A 16,668-nucleotide genomic window follows, 5' to 3' on the forward strand; every position below is an offset into this window, starting at 1 on the left:
GTCGGATGACTGGGCCAGAAACCCTTCGCCGGGTGGAATGGGTAGATGAGCACAGTCCCCTCAATCACTCTGGACAACGGCGTCGAGATCCCGCAGCTGGGCCTGGGGGTCTGGCAGGTCGAGGATGCGATCGTTGCCGACGTCGTGGCCGCGGCGTTCGAGACCGGCTACCGGCACATCGACACCGCAGCGATCTACGGCAACGAGTCCGGGGTCGGGCGGGCGGTCGCGGCGTCGGGCCTCCCGCGTGACGAACTGTTCATCACCACCAAGCTGTGGAACTCCGAGCAGGGGTACGACAGCACGCTGAAGGCCTTCGACGCGAGCCTGGAAAAGCTCGGCCTCGAGTACGTCGACCTGTACCTGATCCACTGGCAGTCGCTGCAGCGGGATCTGTACGTCGAGACCTGGAAGGCGTTCGAGCAGCTGTACGCCGACAAGCGGGTGCGCGCGATCGGCGTCTCGAACTTCCACGAGCCCGCGCTGCGGCGGATCTTCGAGGAGACCACGATCCGCCCCGCGGTGAACCAGATCGAACTGCACCCGGCGCTCCCGCAGGACGAGCTGCGCGCGTTCAACGCCGAGAACGACATCGTCACCGAGGCGTGGAGCCCGCTGGCGTCCGGCGAACTGCTGGCGAACCCGGCGCTGGCGACGATCGGCGCGAAGTACGGCAAGTCGGCGGCCCAGGTGATGATCCGCTGGCATTTGCAGCTCGGCAACGTGGTGATCCCGAAGACGGTGACGCCGAGCCGGATCAAGGAGAACTTCGAGGTCTTCGACTTCCGGCTGGACAACGACGACATGGCCGCGATCGCGGACCTGGAGACCGGCGTCCGCACCGGCGGCGACCCGGACGTCTTCAGCTAGGTCCTGTCTGGTGATCCAGCGCCGTAGCGAGGAGGTGCTCGGTGCGGTGCATCGGCGTGCGGGGGCGAAGGTCTCGATGCGGAGCATCGTGGCCTTTGCACCCGTGCGGCGAGGTGCCGTGCCGAGTGCCCCGCAGTAGGCGATGGATCACCAGACAGGACCTACACCAGTTCGAGGAAGCGCGTCAGGACGGGCGAGTGGTTGTCCGGGGACCAGGCTACGGAGAGTTGCCAAGGTGGTAGGTCGTCGGACAACTCGCGGTAGACCACCGTGTCGGGGTTGGACGGCGGGGTCGGGCTGATCAGCAGCGAGATCCCGAGTCCGGCCGCGACCAGCGACACGATCGTCTGTACGTCGGCCGCCTCCTGCTCGATCCGCGGTGTGAACCCGGCGTCTCGGCAGTACCCGACGATCGTGTCGTGCACCGCCGGCCCGCTGGGCCGCGAGTAGAACACGAACGGCTCCTCCGCGAGCTCGGCCAGCCGCAGCCGTTTCCGCCGAGCCAGCCGATGCCGGGCCGGCAAAGCAACCACCAACGAGTCCTCGGCGACCACTCGCGACGTCAACATGGGCGCGAGCTGTACGACGGCGCTCGCACCCGCCGGCGTACTGGGCCGCAGCAGCCCGACGTCGATCCGACCGTCCCGGAGCGCCTCGGTCTGCCGCAACGTCGTCCATGACTCCAGGTCCAGCACCACCTCGGGATAGGCCTGCCGGAACGCGCCCAGCAACCGCGGCAACGTATCGAAGGTTGCCGACTGCACGAATCGCAGCCGCAACGTCCCGAGCTCGCCGCGCTGCGTCCGTTGTGCCGCGCGGACCGCCTCGTCCGACCGCCGCAGCAGGTCCTGCGCGTCGGCGAGGAACGTCGCGCCCGCGGCCGTCAGCACGAACCGTCGCTTCACGCGGGCGAACAGCTCGACGCCGAGATCGTGTTCGAGCGCCGCGATCTGGCGACTCAGCGACGGCTGGGTCAGGTGCAGCCGCGTAGCCGCACGCCCGACGTTCATCTCCTCGGCCACCACCACGAACGACCTGAGCTGGCGCAGTTCCATTCCCACATCATGCACCAGACACATCAACTCCGCCCAGAACTTTCATTGGACGCATCAAGGTCCGGGTTCCTACTGTCGAAAGCAGAGGAAAGGAAAAACGATGTACGTCTTCCCGACAGAAGTCATCAAGAAGGTCCACAAGGAAAACCGCTCCGCCTGGCCCAACGCCCCGGTCGTCCCGCACCGTCCGCCTCGCCGTCCGCTGCGCGGCTTGCTGCGGCCACTCCGAGCAGTACGCCGCAACGCCGGGTCGCGTCCAGTCACCGACACGTGCCACGCCTCGCCCTGTCTCACAGACGTCGCGAGCTGACGCATGTACATCCCCTACACCGTGATCAAGTCGATTCACGAGCAGACCCACTCCGCGAGGCCCGACGCCCCGATACGTCCCTATGTCCCGAGACGTCACCCGATCCGTGACGCCGTACGCCGGTGGCGCGAACGCCGTACGCCGGACCGTCCGGCCGTCGAACTGAAACTGCTCCCCGGCCAGCTCACCGACGACCTGTGCCAAGCTGAGCTTCGTGATCGAGGTACGACGCCTGCGGGTGTTGCGCGCGCTTGCTGACCACGGGACTGTGACCGCGGCCGCCGAGGTGCTGCATCTGACGCCCTCGGCGGTCTCGCAGCAACTGGCGGCGCTGGAGTCCGAGGTCGGCCAGGAACTGCTCGAACGCCGCGGCCGCCGGGTCGCGATCACCTCGGCCGGCCGACTGCTCCTCGCCCATGCCGACACCATCCTCGCCGAGGTCGAACGCGCCGAGGACGCGATGCGGCTGCATGCGAACGGCGCGAACGGCGAGGTCCGCATCGTCGCCTTCGCGACCGCGATCACCCTGTTGGTCGCGCCGGCGCTGACGAGGCTCCGCGAGACCAGCCCCGGCCTCTCCCTCGTCGTGCGCGATGCCGAGGGCCACCAGGGCATCACCCATCTGCTCGACGGCGACGCCGACCTCGCGATCGCCGTCGAGCACCGCGGCTCCCCGCGGCACGACGACCAGCGACTGGTCCGGATCCCGTTGTACGCCGAGCCCTTCGTCGCCGTCCTGCCGCCGACGCACCCGGGCGCGGACCACGACACGATCGAGCTGGGCATGCTCGCGGACGACGACTGGGTGATGACCGCACCCGGCAACCCGATCCGCGACGTCGTACTGCTCGCCTGCGAGCAGGCCGGGTTCCAGCCGCGGATCGTCCACCAGTCCGACGATTTCCGCGCCGTCGCGGCGCTGGTCGCCGCCGGTGGCGGCGTCTCCCTCGTCCCACGCCTCGCCGTACCCGAACCGACCCTGGCCCTGATCCGCCCACTCCCGGACCCCGCGCCGACCCGCCGCGTCTACGCCGCCGTCCGCAACAGCCGAGCCGACCACCCCCTGATCACCGCAACCCTCACAGTCCTCACCGAGGTCGCCGAGAAGCTGTGAGCCGGCCGCTCACTCGTTCTCAGTGGCGATGGCTTCCTTCGGGATGCCCACGCGGAGGACGGCCGCGTCCACCGGGGGCTGGATCGTTCCGCGGCTGACCCATTCGGTGACGTTGGCAAGCATGATCGCCACCGCCTGCTGCGACGCCACCGCCGGTGTGGGGACGTTCCAGTTCGCCGGGCAGCGGCGGACCAGGAAACAGCCGTACGCGAATGACGAGCCGTTGAACACCCTGGCCCCCGACGGTGCCGTGAACGCGGTGGCGTGGACCGGAGTGGCCAGGCCGTTCGTCCGGCAGCTACCGGTGCCACTGGCAACGATACTGATCCCGGGGTGCTGGTAGAGCCCCGGCCAGACATAGTCGATCTCGCCCGCGAGGAAGCCCGGTACGGCGGTTCCGGCCGTGATGCCGCTGAACATCCAGCTGCTTGCGGTGGTCAGGGTGTGCCCCAGATCGGCGCAGACGTACTCCGCGCCGAGTAGCGGCTGCGAGGCGTATCCGTCACCCAGGTAGCGCCAGGTCGTCGAATCGTAGCCAGCGGTGTAGCGGTCGATGTCCCAGGCCCGTCGACTGCTGTCCGTGAACGTGATTCGCCGGAATGCCGCATTGGCGCCCAGGTTGGCTACGTTGACGCCACGAGTGATCGCCTGGCTGAGCGCGGCCCGCATCCCCAGCGAGTAGTACTCGTCATGACCGGGCAGGTAGATCGTCCCCGCTCGCGCAGGCAGTTGCCCACCGAACTCGTCCAGGTCGTTGTTGGTCCAGTAGGTGACGTCCAAACCCTTCGACTCGGCCCAGAACACGAGCCCTTGTTCGAGCGGCAGGAACTGCCCGGAGCCTTGGCCCTCGGCGTACGGCCGGTCGAAGGTCAGTCGGCCGGAGCCGACATCGACACCGCTGTAGAAGCTCACGCCACCCCAACTGTTGTACGCCTCCCAGGTGGCGTTCGCCTGCTGGATCAGCAGATCGTGCTTCCTCCCGGTGTCGTCCCGCACTGTCAGCGGCGCGTACGACGCGTGCGCACCGTCGCTGATCTTGAGGAGATATGTACCGGGCACCCAGTCCTCGGTCACCGGAATGGTCAACGTCTTGGACCAGTTGGCGGCCGAAGTCATCCGCAGGGGGTGACCGTTGGCGGTTCCACCTGTCGTCGGGGCAGGTTGCACGACGGTCGGTACCGCGTCCTTGCGCCAGACCTCCCGTGCACCGAGGCCCTGGTAGTACCCCATCCGGTAGGCCACGACGCTGACTGGATTGCCGGAGGTCACCTTCAGGTCCACGCTGTCACCGCAGGTCGCGGACACCTCGGTGAGGTACGCCGCCAGCGGGCCGTCCATCGTGCTGGGAATGACCCATTGGCCGGTTCCTGGCTTCGCGTTCTCCGCAACGGTCGTCGGCCAGCTGGACGGGCAACCGGCGGGGATGACCGCGAACGCCGTATTGGCGACGGCGGGCATGGGCGCGGGCGGCGCGATCAGGGCCAAGGTTCCGCTTCCGGACATCAGCACACCGGTCGAAGCCGTGGCCGACATCGCAAGTTGCAGGATGCCGCCGTACTTGGACAGCACCGCTGCGTAAACAGGAATCGAGAGCCTGGCCCCGGCGCGGACGCTGAGCGGAGCGAGCGGCTTCCAGATCGCATAGCCGGCCGAGGTCGCCAGCGTGCCGTTGACAGTGGTCACTCGTCCGGTGGCCCCCGCCGGCAGTTGCATCCGGACAGCGGTCAGGACGCCCGCACGTGTCACCGTGCCGGCGTAGTACAGCGTCGTCCCTTGTCCGGGGATCGGGTTGGAGGCGGTGATGCGTACGTTCGGCACGATCGTCACTGGACGGACCAGCGTTCCAGTGCTCGAGGTCAGGATGGCTCCGGTCGTACCGGTCGCCTTGAACCCCAGCGTCCACGGCCCACCACTCGGCAGCTGGACGCCGTAGAACGGGATGGCGAAACGGCTGCCGACGGCAACGATCACCGTCTTGGCCGGCACCCAGCGCAGTACGCCGGGCGCCACCGTCCGGACCGTCCCGTTCACCGACGTGATCCGTCCCGTGGACCCCGCCGGAATCGACACGGTGACATCGCGCACCGTTCCCGCTCGCGTCGCCGTGGCCCGGTAGGTCAAAGTCGTGGTGCCGTCCGCAGCCCCCGTCCCGGAGATGGTGAGACTGGCGCCGGACGCTGTCGCGGCCCCGGTGGCCACCGCCAGGACCGCGGGCGCGATCAGGACTGCGATGGCAAGAGCCACGCGTCGGCGAGCCGACAAGGCCCCGCGCCGCCGGCGCCCTACGGCATCGGTGATGTTCATGGTTCCTCCCCCAGTCACAGGCGGAGGAACGCACACGAAGATCGGCCCCCGCCGGCACCCGGCCTGCCGTAACCCGGCAGCCCCCTCGAGTGCGCTGTAGCAGAACCATCACATGTCGCTACCGACGGCTCCAGAGGCGAAGGTCCCGCCCACCGGCGCCGACCGGCCTATACCGGTTATGCAGCGGATCGTTCAATTGGCGATCACCACCGTCTTCCGGATCAGTTCGGCGTCGTCGACCGCATGGAGCAGGTAGGTGGCGACGTCGGCTCGGGTCATGGTGAAGCCGCCGCGAACGGTGCCGCCTGTGTTGCTGCGGAAGGTGCCTTTCGCGGCGGCGTTGGTCAGGCGCGGTGGGCACGCGATGGTCCAGTCGAGGTCGCTCGCCCGGATCAGCTCCTCCATCTGGCGGGCGTCGGCGAACGACTCCCGGAGGATGCGTTGCAGGATCGGCTTCACGACGTACTTCGTGAACAGGTCGTCGTCACCGCTGTGGATGCCGGCGACGCTCACCACGAGGAAGCGTCGTACGTCGGCATCGCTCATCGCTTGCAGGATGCTTCGTGCGCTGCTCGTCAGCACATCGCTCGGCCCCTTCGGCCGCGGACCGAGCGCGGACAGTACGGCGTCGTGCCCGGCCACGACCGGCGTGATCGACGCCGGGTCCATCACGTCGGCTGTCACCACTTCGGTCAGCCCGCCGGCGACACCGGCCCGCGCCGCGACCAGCCGCAGCTCCGGCAGCGGCACCTGGAGACTCGACCCTTCGCGTACGACGGCCGTGACGGCATGCCCGGCCGCCACCGCCTGCTGCACCAGTTCGGTCCCGATCCGTCCGGACGCTCCGAACACCACCAGCTTCATCGTCACCCCTCCAGGTTAGTAAACGCTCACTCACTATGGTTAGTAAACACTCACCAACCTGTCAAGGTAGAGTTCGGCGCGGACGAACGGGAGGACGGGGATGGGGACCAGGGACGAGATCCTGGACGCGGCCGCGGAGGTGCTGCGGACGCAGGGGTTCGCGCGGGCGACCACCAAGTCGATCGCCCACGTCGCCGGGTACTCCGAAGCCGCGCTCTACAAGCACTTCGCGGACAAGGCCGCGATCCTGCTCGCGGTCATGCACGAGCGGATGCCCGAACTCCCCGGCTCACTGAAGGAACTGCTCGGCAACCCCGGCAGCGGAACGGTCCGCGGCAATCTGACCCAGCTGGCGCGCACCGCGATCGACTTCTACGTCGAGGGCTTTCCGATCCTGGTGTCGCTGTTCTCGTCGCGGGAGTTGCTCGCCGCCCACCGGCTTCGTCTGCAGGAGCTGAACGCCGGGCCGCACAAGGCGCAGGAGGGCCTGATCCGCTACCTCCGCGCCGAGCAGAAGCTCGGGCGTGTGCGGCGTACCGCTGATGCCGGCGCCGCGGCCGCGTTGCTGTTCGGGGCGTGCTTCCAGCGCGGGTTCGAGGTCAACTTCGCCGGGATCACACCGTCCGGCGAGGAGCACGACAAGTACGCCGCCGCTCTCGTCAAGACTCTCTACGAGAGCCTGCAGCCGACGAAGCCGGACGGCGGCCGTCCAGGCCCACCGTCGACACGCGCGCAATGAGGGCTCGGGGCGTGAAGCGCGCGGCGAGCATCAGGAGCTTGTAGCGACGGCTCGGGATCGAGATCGCCTTGCCGCGCAGCAGGTCCTTCCAGGCCGCGGCGACCAGCTCGTCCGCGTCCAGCCACATGAAGGACGGGATGAGCGTCTTGTCCATCCCCATCCGCTCGTGGAACTCGGTGTGCACGAACCCAGGACACAACGCCATCACCGCCACACCCTGCGCGTGCAGGCCGGTCGCCAACCCGGCGGAGAAGGTCGTCACCCAGGCCTTGTGCGCACTGTAGATGTTGCGCTGCAGGAACCCGGCCACCGAGGAAACGTTGATCACCGCGCCCGAGCCACGCTCGATCATCGGCAGTACGGCGGCATGCGTGAGCCGCAGTACGACGCGGACCAGCAGATCGAGCTGCTTCTCCTCGACCTCGACCGGGTTCTCCCAGAACGGTTTCTTCTGGCCGAAGCCGGCGTTGTTCACCAGCAGTTCGATCGGCCCGGTCCGGAACCGCTCCTCGACGCGCGCCAGATCGGCCGCGTCGGTCAGGTCGGCGGCCAGCACCTCGCACTCGACGCCGTGCAACCGCGTGATGTCGGCGGCGACCTCCTTGAGGCGCGCCTCGTCCCGCGACACCAGCACCAGGTCGTACCCCTCGAGCGCGAGCTTGTCCGCGAAAGCCCGGCCGATCCCGGTCGCCGGCCCGGTGACGAGCGCAGTCGGCATCGTGCAGTCCTCCCGTCGGTGACGCCACCAGTGTGTCACCTACCCTGATCTGGTGCTGGCGGACATCGACACCTGGGTTCTGGATCTCGACAACACGTTATATCCGGCCGAGACCGGACTGGCCGACCAGATGAACGTGCGGATCCGGGCGTACCTGTCCAACCTCTTCGGCACCGACGAAGCCGAGGCCCTTCGGTTGCAGGCGCAGCTCGTCGCCGAGCACGGCACGACCCTGCGCGGTCTGATGAACACCCGGTCGATCGATCCGCACGACTACCTCGCGTGGGAGCACACGATCGACTACGCCGTACTGCGTCCCGATCCGGTGCTGGCGGAGGTTCTCCGCGGGTTGCCCGGGCGCCGGTACCTGTACACGAACGGCTCGGCGTACCACGCGGAGCAGGTGCTCGGACGCCTCGGACTGACCGGGTGCATCGACGGCGTCTTCGACATCCTCGCGGCGGACCTGGTCCCGAAGCCGTACGACGAGAGCCTGGACGCGTTCCTGGCGTCGTTCGGGATCGACCCAGTGCGGGCCGCGATGTTCGACGATCTCGAGGTGAACCTGACCGGGCCGCACGAGCGCGGTATGACGACGGTCTGGGTGACCAGTGGGACGCCGTACGAGCAGCTCGCTGACCGGCGCTGGCGGGCGGCCGACCTGCCCGGGTTCCTGCGAGCAAACATCTGATGAATTGCTGGATTGGCTCGGCGAGGCAGGCTGCGTGTGGGCAAATGTGACCGTAAGTGGTCTGAGGACTTACGCTTCGGGAGGAGGTGAGGGGATGGCTGCTACGGACAAGGCGCTGGCCGGGTTGCGGCAGATGATCGCGTCCGGGGAGCTCGGGCCGGGGGCGAAGTTTCCGCCGGAGCCCGAGTTGTGCGACCACTTGGGCGTGTCCCGGAGCTCGCTGCGGGAGGCCGTGCGGTCGCTCGGCGCGCTCGGGGTGATCGAGTCCCGGCACGGGTCGGGCACGTACGTCTCCGCGCTGGACCCGGCCGCGATCATCGGCAGGTTCTCGCTGTCGGTCGAGCTGATCCCGCTCGAGGGAGTACTCGAACTGCTGGAGGTACGCCGGGTGCTCGAGGCGCACGCCACCGCTGCCGCGGCCGCCCGCCAGGACCCGGAGCTCGCAGCGCACCTGAGCGCGGTCCTCGACCGGCTCGAGTCGACCACCGACGCGACCGAGATCCAGCACCTGGACGCCGAGTTCCACGGCCTGATCTGCGCGGCCGGCGGCAACCCGACCGTCACCGCACTCACCGGTGTGATCCGCGGCCGCGGCGGCCACTACCGGATCTTCGAACCCGGCGCCGACTTCGACGCGATCAAGCAGACCAGCGACCGCGGCCACCGCGAGATCCTGGCCGCGATCACCACTCGCGACCCCGCGGCCGCCGCCACCGCCGCGTCCGCCCACATCGCCCAGACCGAACTCTGGCTGCGCGCCCTCCGCCCCGTCCCGCAACCGGCGCTGCCATGAGGTGGAACTTGCGGCCAGCGACGGCGAACGACCTCGAGGACCTCGTCGAGCTCCGGGCCGTCGCCATGCGCCCGGACCTCGAACGGCTCGGGCGGTACGACGACCATCGCGTCCGCCAGCGCCTGCGGGACGCCTACACGCCCGAGCACACCCGAATCATCGAGGTCGACGGCGAGTTCGCCGGATCCATCAGCATGCGGCCGGCCGAGGACCGCCAGTGGCTCGAGCACTTCTACCTCGCCCCGCACCACCAGGGCCGCGGCGTCGGCTCCGCCGTACTGCGTTCGGTTCTGGACGAAGCCGACGGCGCGACCGTCGCGCTGAACGTCCTGCAGGGCAGCCCGGCCCGGAAGCTGTACGAGCGCCACGGCTTCGTCATCGAGACCGAGGACCCCGTCGACGTCTTCATGGTTCGGTAATTTCTCTGACCTGTCGAGATCTTGCGCACCGATCGTCGGGTGCATAACCTCCAGACAATTCGTCCGGGAGGGGATCCGCCGATGTCCCGTTCGCACTTGATCGCGGTCGCCGTGTCGACCGCGCTCCTCGGTACCGTGCTCACGTACCAACCAGCCGCCGCGAGCACCGCGCAGCGCATCACCCGTGCGGGCCTCGATCCCGCCTTGGTGACCGGCCGCGGCGCCGACGTACCGTTCGTCGAGCAGGAGGCGGAGAACGCCGTCTTCACCGGCGAGCAACTCGGCCCGGGGCGGGAGGCCTACACACTCCCGGCCGAGGCCTCGGGGCGTACCGCGGTACGGCTCCAGCCCAAGCAGTACGTCGAATTCACGCTGACCCAGCCCGCGAACGCGTTCACGCTGCGGTACAGCATCCCGGACGCACCGGCCGGCGGCGGGCTCACCGCGCCGCTCGACGTGAGCGTCAACGGGAAGCACCGGCAGACGATGACGCTGACATCGCAGTACGCCTGGCTGTACGGCATGTATCCGTTCTCCAACGACCCGAACGTCGACCCGATCCCGGGCTGGTGGAAGCCCGAGCCGGATCCGGTCGCGAAGCCGTTCCGGCCGAACCACTTCTACGACGAGCAGCGAGTGATGCTCGATCGGACGTACCAGGCCGGAGCGCGCATTCGGTTCGCGGTACCACGTGCGACTGCGGCGGCGTGGACCGTGCTCGACGTCGCGGACTTCGAGCTGGTGAAGGCCCCGTTGAAGCAGCCGGCCCGGTCCCTCGACGTACGGTTGTTCGGCGCCGATCCGACCGGACGACGGGACGCCGCGCCCGCGATCGAGCGCACGATCGCGGCGGCGAAGCGGATCGGCTGGTCGGTGTTCATCCCCGCGGGCACGTTTCAGGTCAACCGGCACATCGTCGTGGACCGGGTGACGATCCGCGGCGCCGGCAACTGGTGGACGATCATCAAGGGCAAGGTCCTTCCGCTCGCCGAACCCGCGCCGGACAAGTCTGTGCACAGCGCACCCGGCTTCTACGGCAAGTACGCCGCCGACGGCGGGAGCACCGGCGTACATCTGTCGGACTTCGCGATCGAGAGCGACGTCCGCGAACGCATCGACACCGATCAGGTGAACGGCATCGGCGGTGCGATCGGCGGCGGCTCCACGATCGAGAACCTGTACCTGCACCACACCAAGGTCGGCATCTGGCTCGACGGCCCGATGGACGGCCTGCTGATCCGCAACAACGTCATCACCGATGCGGTTGCCGACGGCATCAACCTGCACCTCGGCGTCTCGAACGTCCGGGCGACCAACAACTTCGTCCGGAACAGCGGTGACGACGGGCTGGCGATGTGGTCGGAGGCGAACCCGTCCGGCGTGGTCAATCACGACAACGTCTACGACCACAACACCGTGCAGACACCTGTGCTCGCGAACAACATCGCGATCTACGGCGGCCGCGACAACGCGGTCACCGACAACCTGGTCGCCGATCCGATCCGCGAGGGCAGCACGTTGCACGCCGGCTCGCGCTTCGACGCGACCCCGTTCGAGGGCACGCTGACGTTCGCCCGCAACACCACGGTCCGCGGCGGTCCGCGCGATCTCAACTGGAACATCGGCCTCGGAGCGATCTGGCTGTACGCATTGCAGTCCACGATGTCCGCGACGATCGAGATCACCGACAGCTCGTTCCTGGACTCGACGTACAACGCGATGATGTTCGTCGTCGACTGGCCGGTGAAGGACGACTACGCGATCACCGGCGTCGTCGTCCGCGACATCAAGGTCGACGGCACCGGGACCAACGTGGTGAACGCCCGGGTCGGCGGCTGGGCGACGTTCGAGAACGTCGACGCCCGCAACGTCGGCGCCCCGTTCGTCAACAACTGCGGCACGTTCCACTTCAACGGCCCGCCGGAGTTCGACGTACGCCTGCTCGGCGGCAACGACGGCGGCTGGACCAGGGCGACCTGGTGCGAGGACCGCCCCACCGTCGTCCCGCCACCGCCGCCGTCGCCGTGGGGCTGACGGTTCCCCAGGCCATCACAATTAGCCGATGCCGGCGCGCTCCGGCGTGGTCGCCTCCAGATCCGGCGATTGTGATGGCCTGGAGGTCCGGAAGGCGGCCGTGAGGACGATCGCGCCGAGGAGGACGATGGCCGCGGCGACGCCGGCCGCGGTGTGCATGGCGTGGACGAAGGCGTCGTTCGCGAGTTGCACCAGGTCGGGGCGGTGCAGCGCGCCGGCCGCGTGGCGGGTCGCCTCGGCCGACGTACCGATCGCCTCCGCGTTCGGCAGGCCGGTCAGCGCCGGCGCGATCCGGTGCTGGTACGTCGACGACACGACGGTCCCGAGGACGGCGACACCGAGCACGCTGCCCACCTGACGCAGGGCATTGCTGACCGCGGACCCGGCTCCCATCCGATCCATCGGGAGCGTCGCCATCACGGCCGCGGTCGTCGGCGCGACGGTCATGCCGATCGCGAGCCCGGCGAGGCCGCCGATGATCCCGATCACCACGAGCGACGTGCTGACGTCGTACGTGAGGTTGAGCGCGAAGCACGCCGCGAGGGTGAGGACCGCCGTACCGGACACCTTCGCGACACCGAGCCGCGCGGCCAGCCGGGCACCGAGCGGGGCCCCGACGACCACACCCATTGCCCCGGGCAACGACATCAGGCCGGCGTCCAGGGCGCTCATCCCGCGGGCGCCCTGGAGGTAGAACGCGAGGTAGAAGCCCTGCCCGGTGATGGTGAGGAAGACCGCCGCCAGCGAGAGGTTGCCGGCCGCGAACCGGCGATTGCGGAACAGGCGCGGATCGAAGCTCGGCTGCGGTTCACGCCACTCGGAGAAGACGAAGCCGGCGAGCAGCACGAGACCGGCACCGATGCTTGCCCAGACCTGCCAGCGATCCCAGCCGCCCTGGTGACCGCCTTCGATCAGCCCGTACGAGAGGCCTAGCAGGCCGAGCGTGGACAGGCCGAGGCCGAGCGGGTCGAGCCGGCGGCGCTGCGGGCTGCGCGGGTTCGGGAGTACGACGGCGGCGCCGATCAGGCCGAAGGCGACGATCGGCAGGTTGATCGTGAAGACCGAACCCCACCAGAAGTGATCGATCAGCACCCCGCCGAGCACCGGCCCGACGGCGACGCCGACACCGGCCGACGACGACCAGACCGCGATCGCACCGGCCCGGCGCTCCGGCGGGAAGGTCCAGCCGATGATCGCCATCGACGTGGGCATGATCAGCGCGCCGCCGAGGCCCATGGTGGCGCGGGCGAGGATCAGGCCGACCGGATCGGCGGCCCACGCGGCCCAGGCGGAGGCGATGCCGAAGATCAGCAGGCCGAGCATCAGGACGGTTCGGTGGCCGTAGCGGTCGCCGAGGGCGCCGGCCAGGAACAGGGCGGTGGCGAACAACAGCGAGTAGATGCCGACGGCCCACTGGAGCTGGCCGGGCGTGGCGCCGAGACCCTCGACGGGATCGGCGAGGCGTTCGAGAGCGATGCCGAGAACGGTCGAGTCGATCCAGATCAGGACGGCCGAGACGACCAGGACGGCGAGAATGCGGCGCTGGTGGATTGGACCTTGCGGGGGGTCGATCACAGACACGAGGTCTCCTATAATTGACAGGACCCTGACGAGGTTTTCCATAGTCCTCGATTGACAGGAACCTGTCAATCTCCTTTACGGTCAGAATGTGTGCATGGATCCCAATGACGAGACCGGCTGCGTGACGTTTCTGGTGCGGCACGCCTGGCTGAGCATGCGATCCGCGCTCGCGGTCGCGCTCGACGAGCACGGGCTGTCCGTCCAGCAGTACGGCACGTTGCTGTGCGTCCGCGAGGCGCCGGGGCTCACCGTGGCCGAGGTCGGCCGCGTGGTCGGTACGACCCGGCAGTCCGCGAACGAGCTGATCACCGGGATGGAGCGGGCCGGCCTGGTCGAACGGCGGCCGAACCCGAAGGACCGCCGTACCCAGCAGGTGCACCTCACCCCCGGCGGCGAACGCCGGCTGGCCGAGGCGGCCCCGGCGATCCGCAAGGTCGAGAACGACCTCGAGGCCGCCTTCAGCGCGACCGACCGCGCCACCGCGCGCGCCTGGCTTGCGCACATGGTCACGGCCGTCGAGGGTTGAGGGATGCGCGCACACGCTGAGCGGTTGAACGGCCTGGGTACGACGATCTTCGCGGAGATGTCCGCGCTGGCGGTGGCGACCGGGTCGGTCAACCTCGGTCAGGGCTTCCCGGACCGCGACGGGCCGGACTCGCTGCTCGAGGACGCGATCGCGGCGATCCGGGCCGGCGCGAACCAGTACCCGCCGGGGCGCGGGGTGCCCGCGCTGCGGCAGGCGATCGTCGACCACCAGAAGCGGTTCTACGACCTCTCGTACGACCCCGACACGCAGGTCCTGGTCACCACCGGCGCGACCGAGGCGATCGCGGCCGCGCTGCTGGCGTTCGTCGAGCCCGGAGACGAGGTGATCGCGCTGGAGCCGTACTACGACTCGTACGCGGCCGGCATCGCCTTCGCCGGCGGCCGGCGCGTACCCGTGACGCTGCGCGCACCGTCGTACCGCCTGGACCTCGACGAACTGCGCGCCGCGGTCACGCCGCGGACGAAGGTGCTGCTGATCAACTCACCGCACAACCCGACCGGGACCGTCCTCACCGACGAGGAACTGCGCGGCATCCGCGACGTCGCCCTCGAACACGACCTGATCGTCATCACCGACGAGGTCTACGAACACCTGGTGTACGACGGGACTCACCGGCCGCTGGCGTCGTACGACGGGATGGCGGACCGGACCGTATCGATCAGCAGCGCCGGGAAGACGTTCGCGGTCACCGGATGGAAGATCGGGTGGGTCACCGGTTCACCTGAGGTGGTGACCGCGGTGACCACCGCCAAACAGTTCCTCACCTTCACCTCCGGCGCCCCTTTCCAGCCGGCCGTCGCGAACGCTCTTGCCCTGGGCAACGACTACTACGACGCCCTGCGCGCCGACCTCCGGTCCCGCCGGGACCTCCTGTCCGACGGCCTGGCCGACCTCGGCTTCGAGGTCCACCGGCCCGCAGGCACCTACTTCGTCACCACCGACATCCGCCCGCTCGGCCACACCGACGGCATCGAGTTCTGCCGCATGCTCCCCCAGCGCGCCGGCGTAGTAGCCATCCCCCACCAGGTCTTCTACGACAACACCCACTACGGCAAACCCCTGGTCCGCTGGGCCTTCTGCAAACAACCCGAGGTCCTCCAGGAAGCCCTCACCCGCCTGCAAAAAGTCAGGGGAGGAACTTCCTGAGCGTCTCGGGGTCGCGGGCGACGGCGGTCGTCCGGTCGTCGGCGGTGATGATGGGGCGTTGGATGAGGATGGGGTTGGTGGCCATCGCCTCGATCCATTCGCTGCGGTGATCGGCGTCGCGGGGCAGGGCTTTGAGAGGCTTCGCGGCGGATTCGTTGTGGCGGACGATGTCCCAGGGTTCGAGGTTGAGGCGGGTGAGGACGGCGGTCAGTTCTTCGGCGGTGGGTGGGTCGTCGAGGTAGCGCCGTACGGTGTAGTCGATGCCGGCCTCGTCGAACGCCGTGGTGGCGGCTCGGCATTTCGAGCAGGCGGGGTTGATCCAGATCTCCACAGGGTCTCCCGGAGTCAGCGGTGGTTGAACCAGAGTCTGGTGGGGCGTTGGAGCATGAGGGTCAGGAGGGTGACGTGGATGGCCAGGCCTAGGAGGCTTGCCGGCAGGGCCATGACGCCGCCTGCGATGCCGAGGGCTGCTACGGCGATCAGGACGTAGCGCGACCAGGGGCTGCCTTTGCGGAGGTAGAGGGCGGGGACGAGGTAGACGACAGCGCAGACCAGCGCGGCCGCGACCGCGACCGGGGTGTTGCCGCGGGACCCGGTGAGTACCTCGGAGATCTGGCCGCCCGCAGACGTCAGGGCGAGCGCCGCCAGCAGCAGGCACATCACGCCCAGCCCGGCGGAGATGACCGCGGCGACCGTCACCTGCTTGGGCGTCGTCGCCTGGTAGCTGTGCGTGTCCGGCACCGCACCGAACAGCCCGCTGTACGGTCCCGGCCCACCATCGACCGGCTCGTCGCCACGCCGCTCAGCCATCCGATTCCTTCCACGACCCCCGCCCCGATCCTCCCAGATCACCAAAACCGATTCCTTTCGCACTCGTGGCGGGTCTCTACACCAAAGACCGGAAGGAGCACCATGCGCAAAATCATCGCCTCGGCGCTGATGACTCTCGACGGAGTCGTAGAGGACCCAGGAGGCTACAGCGGTACGGCGTACGGCGGCTGGGCGCAGCCGTACTTCGGCGAGGAGTCGGTGCGCCGGTCGATCGAGAAGCTGGCGACCTGCGACTATTTCCTGTGCGGGCGGCGTACCTACGAGATGTTCGCCGCCGCCTGGGGAAACGCCGACGGGCCGTACGCCGATCGGCTGCGGAGCCTGCCCAAACTCGTTGCCTCCAGCACCTTGACCGGGAAGCTGACGTGGAACGCCACGCTGCTGGAAGGCGATGCGATCACCGCGTTGAAGCAGATCAAGCAGGAGGACGGCGGCGACATCATGATGTACGGCAATCCGGCGCTCCTGCACAGTCTGCTGGAGCACGGGCTGGTCGACGAGCTGGAGATCATGCTGCACCCGCTGGCGCTGGGCACGGGCCAGGTGCTGTTCGCGGAACGCACCGAACTGAAGCTGGTGCGGCAGAAGACGCTGCGATCAGGCGTTGTGGTGTTGACCTACGAGCCTGCATAGACGAAAGGGGCCCGGCCGG

Annotated in this window: 17 protein-coding genes; 10 read left to right on the top strand and 7 right to left on the bottom strand. The window is 68.7% G+C overall.

From position 1 onward, the window contains the following. The first annotated feature begins 45 nt into the window (after positions 1–45). Positions 46–870 carry an aldo/keto reductase gene (locus tag EV651_RS16395; RefSeq protein WP_133786038.1) on the top strand — a complete coding sequence of 275 codons (825 nt, stop codon included), beginning with the start codon at positions 46–48 and terminating at the stop codon, positions 868–870. A 161-nt stretch (positions 871–1,031) separates the two neighbouring features. On the opposite strand, the gene EV651_RS16400 is transcribed toward EV651_RS16395, so the two are convergent. After that, the gene (locus tag EV651_RS16400) at positions 1,032–1,925 is read right to left on the bottom strand and encodes a LysR family transcriptional regulator (RefSeq protein ID WP_166658624.1); all 894 of its coding nucleotides are present in this window, start codon (positions 1,923–1,925) and stop codon (positions 1,032–1,034) included. A gap of 524 nt (positions 1,926–2,449) precedes the next feature. Between EV651_RS16400 and EV651_RS16405 the strand changes: the two genes are divergently transcribed. Then, positions 2,450–3,349 carry a LysR family transcriptional regulator gene (locus EV651_RS16405; protein ID WP_133786040.1) on the top strand — a complete coding sequence of 300 codons (900 nt, stop codon included), beginning with the start codon at positions 2,450–2,452 and terminating at the stop codon, positions 3,347–3,349. Between the two features lie 9 nt (positions 3,350–3,358). On the opposite strand, the gene EV651_RS16410 is transcribed toward EV651_RS16405, so the two are convergent. Further along, positions 3,359–5,653 carry a N,N-dimethylformamidase beta subunit family domain-containing protein gene (locus tag EV651_RS16410; protein WP_133786041.1) on the bottom strand — a complete coding sequence of 765 codons (2,295 nt, stop codon included), beginning with the start codon at positions 5,651–5,653 and terminating at the stop codon, positions 3,359–3,361. A 192-nt stretch (positions 5,654–5,845) separates the two neighbouring features. Further along, positions 5,846–6,517 (bottom strand): NAD(P)-dependent oxidoreductase, encoded by a 672-nt coding sequence (locus EV651_RS16415; RefSeq protein WP_133786115.1) that lies wholly within the window; start codon positions 6,515–6,517, stop codon positions 5,846–5,848. A gap of 100 nt (positions 6,518–6,617) precedes the next feature. Between EV651_RS16415 and EV651_RS16420 the strand changes: the two genes are divergently transcribed. Next, positions 6,618–7,256: a TetR/AcrR family transcriptional regulator gene (locus EV651_RS16420; RefSeq protein WP_133786042.1), complete on the top strand. Its 639-nt coding sequence runs from the start codon at positions 6,618–6,620 to the stop codon at positions 7,254–7,256. Here the strand turns inward: EV651_RS16420 and EV651_RS16425 are convergent. Then, positions 7,177–7,974 carry an SDR family oxidoreductase gene (locus EV651_RS16425; RefSeq protein ID WP_133786043.1) on the bottom strand — a complete coding sequence of 266 codons (798 nt, stop codon included), beginning with the start codon at positions 7,972–7,974 and terminating at the stop codon, positions 7,177–7,179. The genes EV651_RS16420 and EV651_RS16425 overlap by 80 nt on opposite strands. A 52-nt stretch (positions 7,975–8,026) precedes the next feature. Between EV651_RS16425 and EV651_RS16430 the strand changes: the two genes are divergently transcribed. The 4 genes from EV651_RS16430 to EV651_RS16445 all read left to right on the top strand — a co-directional run bounded on the left by EV651_RS16430 (position 8,027) and on the right by EV651_RS16445 (position 11,911). Next, positions 8,027–8,665: a pyrimidine 5'-nucleotidase gene (locus EV651_RS16430; RefSeq protein WP_133786044.1), complete on the top strand. Its 639-nt coding sequence runs from the start codon at positions 8,027–8,029 to the stop codon at positions 8,663–8,665. 94 nt (positions 8,666–8,759) lie between these two features. Continuing rightward, positions 8,760–9,458 carry a FadR/GntR family transcriptional regulator gene (locus EV651_RS16435; RefSeq protein WP_133786045.1) on the top strand — a complete coding sequence of 233 codons (699 nt, stop codon included), beginning with the start codon at positions 8,760–8,762 and terminating at the stop codon, positions 9,456–9,458. Between the two features lie 8 nt (positions 9,459–9,466). After that, complete coding sequence (locus EV651_RS16440; protein ID WP_238156922.1) at positions 9,467–9,877, top strand: GNAT family N-acetyltransferase; 411 nt, start codon at positions 9,467–9,469, stop codon at positions 9,875–9,877. 81 nt (positions 9,878–9,958) lie between these two features. Then, on the top strand, positions 9,959–11,911 hold the full coding sequence (locus EV651_RS16445; protein ID WP_133786047.1) for a glycosyl hydrolase family 28-related protein: 1,953 nt from the start codon (positions 9,959–9,961) through the stop codon (positions 11,909–11,911). Between the two features lie 21 nt (positions 11,912–11,932). On the opposite strand, the gene EV651_RS16450 is transcribed toward EV651_RS16445, so the two are convergent. Then, on the bottom strand, positions 11,933–13,492 hold the full coding sequence (locus EV651_RS16450; RefSeq protein ID WP_202870350.1) for an MFS transporter: 1,560 nt from the start codon (positions 13,490–13,492) through the stop codon (positions 11,933–11,935). Positions 13,493–13,586: 94 nt separating this feature from the next. On the opposite strand from EV651_RS16450, the gene EV651_RS16455 reads away from it, so the two are divergent. Both EV651_RS16455 and EV651_RS16460 read left to right on the top strand, forming a co-directional pair. Further along, entirely contained in the window at positions 13,587–14,018 is a 432-nt protein-coding gene (locus EV651_RS16455; RefSeq protein ID WP_133786048.1) for a MarR family winged helix-turn-helix transcriptional regulator, read from the top strand. 3 nt (positions 14,019–14,021) lie between these two features. Next, the gene (locus tag EV651_RS16460; protein ID WP_133786049.1) at positions 14,022–15,185 is read left to right on the top strand and encodes a pyridoxal phosphate-dependent aminotransferase; all 1,164 of its coding nucleotides are present in this window, start codon (positions 14,022–14,024) and stop codon (positions 15,183–15,185) included. On the opposite strand, the gene EV651_RS16465 is transcribed toward EV651_RS16460, so the two are convergent. Then, positions 15,166–15,516, bottom strand: coding sequence for an ArsC/Spx/MgsR family protein (locus tag EV651_RS16465; RefSeq protein WP_133786050.1), 351 nt, complete (start codon positions 15,514–15,516; stop codon positions 15,166–15,168). The two genes, EV651_RS16460 and EV651_RS16465, sit on opposite strands and share 20 nt — an antisense overlap. Positions 15,517–15,530: 14 nt before the next feature. Beyond that, entirely contained in the window at positions 15,531–15,995 is a 465-nt protein-coding gene (locus EV651_RS16470) for a hypothetical protein (protein ID WP_133786051.1), read from the bottom strand. 102 nt (positions 15,996–16,097) lie between these two features. Between EV651_RS16470 and EV651_RS16475 the strand changes: the two genes are divergently transcribed. Continuing rightward, complete coding sequence (locus EV651_RS16475; protein ID WP_133786052.1) at positions 16,098–16,649, top strand: dihydrofolate reductase family protein; 552 nt, start codon at positions 16,098–16,100, stop codon at positions 16,647–16,649. Positions 16,650–16,668: the final 19 nt, after the last annotated feature.

This window comes from Kribbella sp. VKM Ac-2571, assembly GCF_004362255.1.
Lineage (GTDB): Bacteria > Actinomycetota > Actinomycetes > Propionibacteriales > Kribbellaceae > Kribbella > Kribbella pratensis.

Bases quoted from the DNA above. Each gene is read 5' to 3' on its own strand.
- EV651_RS16470 (WP_133786051.1), bottom strand. From the start codon at position 15,995: ATGGCTGAGCGGCGTGGCGACGAGCCGGTCGATGGTGGGCCGGGACCG.
- EV651_RS16400 (WP_166658624.1), bottom strand. From the start codon at position 1,925: ATGGAACTGCGCCAGCTCAGGTCGTTCGTGGTGGTGGCCGAGGAGATG.
- EV651_RS16415 (WP_133786115.1), bottom strand. From the start codon at position 6,517: ATGAAGCTGGTGGTGTTCGGAGCGTCCGGACGGATCGGGACCGAACTG.
- EV651_RS16455 (WP_133786048.1), top strand. From the start codon at position 13,587: ATGGATCCCAATGACGAGACCGGCTGCGTGACGTTTCTGGTGCGGCAC.
- EV651_RS16420 (WP_133786042.1), top strand. From the start codon at position 6,618: ATGGGGACCAGGGACGAGATCCTGGACGCGGCCGCGGAGGTGCTGCGG.
- EV651_RS16435 (WP_133786045.1), top strand. From the start codon at position 8,760: ATGGCTGCTACGGACAAGGCGCTGGCCGGGTTGCGGCAGATGATCGCG.
- EV651_RS16460 (WP_133786049.1), top strand. From the start codon at position 14,022: ATGCGCGCACACGCTGAGCGGTTGAACGGCCTGGGTACGACGATCTTC.
- EV651_RS16445 (WP_133786047.1), top strand. From the start codon at position 9,959: ATGTCCCGTTCGCACTTGATCGCGGTCGCCGTGTCGACCGCGCTCCTC.
- EV651_RS16425 (WP_133786043.1), bottom strand. From the start codon at position 7,974: ATGCCGACTGCGCTCGTCACCGGGCCGGCGACCGGGATCGGCCGGGCT.
- EV651_RS16395 (WP_133786038.1), top strand. From the start codon at position 46: ATGAGCACAGTCCCCTCAATCACTCTGGACAACGGCGTCGAGATCCCG.
- EV651_RS16410 (WP_133786041.1), bottom strand. From the start codon at position 5,653: ATGAACATCACCGATGCCGTAGGGCGCCGGCGGCGCGGGGCCTTGTCG.
- EV651_RS16475 (WP_133786052.1), top strand. From the start codon at position 16,098: ATGCGCAAAATCATCGCCTCGGCGCTGATGACTCTCGACGGAGTCGTA.